This is a genomic window from Mycobacterium helveticum (assembly GCF_007714205.1).
Classification (GTDB): Bacteria; Actinomycetota; Actinomycetes; order Mycobacteriales; family Mycobacteriaceae; genus Mycobacterium; species Mycobacterium helveticum.
The window spans coordinates 1-4,218 of record NZ_VMQU01000220.1 but is presented as its reverse complement, the minus strand read 5'-3'; the positions used below and the strand labels follow the sequence as shown (position 1 = coordinate 4,218).

Below are 4,218 nucleotides of genomic sequence, written 5' to 3'. Positions count from 1 at the left end.
TCCTCCACCGTCTGCGCGTGCACCTCGAAACGACCCGCCATCGCCCGCATCTCGTGCGGGTCAGTCATAAAACGTGTAGCCATCACACCGTTCCTCTCACGTCAACATTTCACTCACGCCGCGCCGCGCCACAGCTTCCGACGCGCCAGGGCAGGCCAACTCTTCGGTTTATCCGACCCCGGTGCGCGGGACGACGCTCGGCCGGGACTGGACCACGTGGTTCGGGCTGGCCCCGCCGCGTCCCAGCATGCCGCCGGGCATGCCGCCCGCGGCGCCACCCATGCCGCCCATCGGCATCGGCATCATGGGCATGCCGCCGCCACCGGGACCGGCGGGCATGGCCGCACCGGCGGGCACCTCGGCGCCCACACCGGACATCGCCGCGCTGACCATGCGGGCCGGCGACGACCCCTGCCACGTCGGGGGCACCGACATCGCTCCGACCAACCGGGCCTTGCCCAGCCCGGCCGACGCCGCACCGAGGCCACCCATCCCCGCGCCGCCCAGGCCCTTGGGGGCCACGTCGCCGACGAACTTGGGCGCGTCCGCCAATGCTGCGCCAGCGCCCGCCGCCATCCCGGCCCCGGCTCCGCCGCGCATCCCGGCCTGGGCCGCCATCATGATCGGCGACATCATCATGCTGGCCGGGTACATGCCCATCTCGGCCACCGACATCAGCGACATCGGGTTCGCCGCCAGCCCGGAGAGCGTGCTCGTCACCGGCGCAAGCAATCCAGTCGACATCACGGCGTTCACCGGCGCGCCGATAGCGCTCATCGCCGTCGCACCCAGCCCGGAGAGCGGGGCCGACAGCAGCCCACCCAGGCTCGAGAGCAGGTTCGGCGGCGCGCTGAACGCCGGCAGCATGGCCGCCGCCGCGGTCGCCGCCCCGTGGTAACCGAACATGGCGGCCACGTCCTGGGCCCACATCTCCATGTACTCGAACTCGGTGGCGAAGATCGCCGGCGTGTTCTGCCCCAGGAAGTTCGTCGCGACCAGCGTCGACAGCTGGACCCGGTTCGCCGTCACGGCCGCCGGGGGCACCGTCAGCGCCCGCGCGGTCTCGAAACCCGAGGCGGCGGCCACCGCCTGCGCGCCCGCCATCTCGGCCTGCGCGGCGGCCGAGTTCAGCCAGCTCACGTAGGGCACCGCCGCCGCGGCCATCGACATCGACGCGGGACCCGTCCATGTTCCGTTGGACAGCCCCGTCACCACCGAGTTGAACGACGACGCCGCGCCCGCCAGGTCCGCGGCCAAGTTGTTCCACGCCGCTGAGGCCGTGAACAGGGGACCGGACCCCGCACCCGAAAACATCAGCGCCGAATTGATCTCCGGCGGCAACCACGGAAACGTAGGAAACATCAACACCCCACCACATCCAGCCGGTCAACGGCTTCAACAATTGCGCTTCAACAATTACGCAGCATCCGGATACCCGGGTGCGGCGGCCGATGGTGCCCGACCGCCACGGCTCGAGCCTAGAACACTCTCGGGGCAAAAGCCCGCGATTTCACCAATTATTTAAGCGGGCGCCACACCCGCGGGCAACACCAGATCTTTTGCCGGGCTAACTGCACAAGTGTGTAGAGAACCGGGCGCCGCAATGCGGAAAAGGCGACGGCCAAGACCGCGGGCGAACCGGGTCAGGTTTCTTGTCCGACGTCGCCGCGGACCGCAGGTGGACAACCGCCGCCGCCGGGCCGCACCGGCCCCCGCAACGCGTGCGGCGATCACCGGCACCCCTTGAGCCGCGCCGCCAGGTAGTCGGCGACGGCGGTCATGGCGACCCGCTCCTGCGTCATGGCGTCGCGCTCGCGCACCGTGACGGCGTCGTCCTCCAGGGAGTCGAAGTCCACCGTCACGCAGTACGGGGTGCCGACCTCGTCCTGACGCCGGTAGCGGCGGCCGATGGCGCCGGCGTCGTCGAAGTCGATGTTCCAGCATTTGCGCAGCTCGGCGGCCAGGTCACGGGCCTTGGGGCTCAGGTCGGCGTGCCGCGACAGCGGCAGCACCGCCGCCTTGACCGGCGCCAGCCGCGGGTCCAGCCGCAGCACCGTCCGCTTGTCCATCCCGCCCTTGGCGTTGGGGGCCTCGTCCTCGGTGTAGGCGTCGACCAGGAACGCCATGAACGACCGGGTCAGGCCGGCGGCGGGCTCAATGACATACGGCGTGTAGCGGGCGTCGGAGGCCTGGTCGTAGACCGACAGGTCAACGCCGGAGTGCTTCGCGTGGGTGGACAGGTCGAAGTCGGTCCGATTGGCCACGCCCTCGAGTTCGCCCCACGGGTTGCCGGCGAAGCCGAACTTGTACTCGATGTCGACGGTGCGGTCGGAGTAGTGGGACAGCTTTTCGGCGGGGTGTTCGTACAGCCGGAGGTTCTGCGGATCGATGCCGAGGTCGACGTACCACTGTCGGCGGGTGTCGATCCAGTACTGGTGCCACTCCTTGGCGGTCGACGGCTCGACGAAAAACTCCATCTCCATCTGTTCGAACTCGCGGGTCCGGAAGATGAAGTTGCCCGGGGTGATCTCGTTGCGGAAACTCTTGCCGATCTGCCCGATCCCGAACGGCGGCTTCTTGCGGGCCGTCGTCATCACGTTGGCGAAGTTGACGAAGATGCCCTGCGCGGTTTCCGGCCGCAGATAGTGCAGCCCCTCCTCGGTCTCGATCGGCCCGAGATGGGTTTTGAGCATCATGTTGAACTCGCGCGGCTCGGTCCACTGGCCCTTGGTGCCGCAATCCGGGCAGGTGATCTCGGTCATCGGCACCGAGTCGGGGTCGAGACCCTTCTTCGCCGCGTTCCGGGCCACAGTCCGGGCCACATAGGCCTCCTGCATGTGGTCCTGGCGGTGCCGGTGGTGGCAGTTGAGGCATTCGACCAGCGGGTCGTGGAACACCTCGACGTGGCCGGAGGCCACCCAGACCTGCCGCGGCAGGATGATCGACGAATCCAGCCCCACCACGTCGTCGCGGCCGGTGACCACCGAATGCCACCACTGCCGCTTGATGTTCTCCTTGAGTTCGACACCCAGCGGCCCGTAGTCCCACGCCGACCTGGTACCGCCGTAGATCTCGCCCGAGGGATAGACAAAGCCCCGCCGTTTCGCGAGGTTCACTACGGTGTCGATGACGGACGCCACGGCGCGGTGCACTCCTTCTCGGATCGGGGAAGACACGTGCGGCGACCAACCGCCGCGGACAAGACTGCAGTCATGGTATCGACCGGCCTCCCGGTCTTTGACATGCGTCATCATGCATGTGACAGTGGAAGGCGGCCGTCCGGCCAAGACCGCGGTCAGCCGTCCCGATTTCCGGCACTTCTCGAGGTGATGACTCCCCCATGACGATGTCCTCCCGCACGCCGACGGCCGCCGACGGCGACATGGGATCGGACCCGGGTCTGGCCACCCACGGGCACGACCAGGCCGACCCGGGCGGGCACGCCGCGTTCGCGGGGTATCCCTTGCCGCCCCCGCGGGAGATCCTCGACGCCGCCGGCGAACTGCTGCGCGCGCTGGCCGCGCCCGTGCGGATCGCCATCGTGTTGCAACTGCGCGAATCCCACCGCTGCGTCCACGAGCTGGTCGACGCGCTGGGCGTGCCACAGCCGCTGGTGAGCCAGCACCTGAAGATCCTCAAGGCGGCGGGCGTGGTGACCGGCGAGCGCTCGGGCCGCGAAGTGATGTACCGGCTCGCCGACCAGCACCTGGCGCACATCGTCGTCGACGCCGTCGCCCACGCCGGCGAAGACGCATGACCGGACCGAGTGTCCGCTCCACCCGGCAACGCGCGGCCATCTCCACCCTGCTGGAGACCCTCGACGAATTCCGTTCGGCCCAGGAGTTGCACGACGAGCTACGCCGCCGCGGCGAGAACATCGGGCTGACGACGGTGTACCGGACGCTGCAGTCGATGGCGGCGGCGGGGATGGTCGACACGCTGCGCACCGACACCGGCGAGTCGGTCTACCGCAGGTGCTCGGAGCACCATCACCACCATCTGGTGTGCCGCAACTGCGGCTCCACGATCGAGGTCGGCGACCACGAGGTCGAGGAGTGGGCCGCCGAGGTGGCCGCCAAGCACGGCTTCTCCGACGTCAGCCACACCATCGAGATCTTCGGCCTGTGCTCGGAGTGCAGGTCCTAGCCCCGTTTTCCGCACCGATCGAGCGTAAGGCCTGACCTTTCGGCATCCGATCCGCGCATGGCTGGCTGTGGT

Annotated in this window: 4 protein-coding genes and 1 pseudogene; 2 read left to right on the top strand and 3 right to left on the bottom strand. The window is 68.9% G+C overall.

Features of this window, described 5'->3' with window-relative positions; translation table 11 throughout:
• From FPZ47_RS26690 to FPZ47_RS26680, 3 genes and pseudogenes are all read right to left on the bottom strand, one after another.
• Window positions 1-83, bottom strand: a pseudogene (locus FPZ47_RS26690) (WXG100 family type VII secretion target); the annotation flags it as partial.
• Window positions 84-168: 85 nt separating this feature from the next.
• The gene (locus FPZ47_RS26685; RefSeq protein ID WP_144956984.1) at window positions 169-1,362 is read right to left on the bottom strand and encodes a PPE family protein; all 1,194 of its coding nucleotides are present in this window, start codon (window positions 1,360-1,362) and stop codon (window positions 169-171) included.
• Window positions 1,363-1,730: 368 nt separating this feature from the next.
• A complete protein-coding gene (locus FPZ47_RS26680; protein ID WP_168209579.1) occupies window positions 1,731-3,152 on the bottom strand; it encodes a glycine--tRNA ligase in 1,422 nt (473 codons plus the stop codon).
• 188 nt (window positions 3,153-3,340) lie between these two features.
• Between FPZ47_RS26680 and FPZ47_RS26675 the strand changes: the two genes are divergently transcribed.
• Window positions 3,341-3,757: an ArsR/SmtB family transcription factor gene (locus FPZ47_RS26675; RefSeq protein WP_144956990.1), complete on the top strand. Its 417-nt coding sequence runs from the start codon at window positions 3,341-3,343 to the stop codon at window positions 3,755-3,757.
• Window positions 3,754-4,146: a Fur family transcriptional regulator gene (locus tag FPZ47_RS26670; RefSeq protein ID WP_144956993.1), complete on the top strand. Its 393-nt coding sequence runs from the start codon at window positions 3,754-3,756 to the stop codon at window positions 4,144-4,146. Before FPZ47_RS26675 ends, FPZ47_RS26670 begins: the two co-directional genes overlap by 4 nt.
• Window positions 4,147-4,218: the final 72 nt, after the last annotated feature.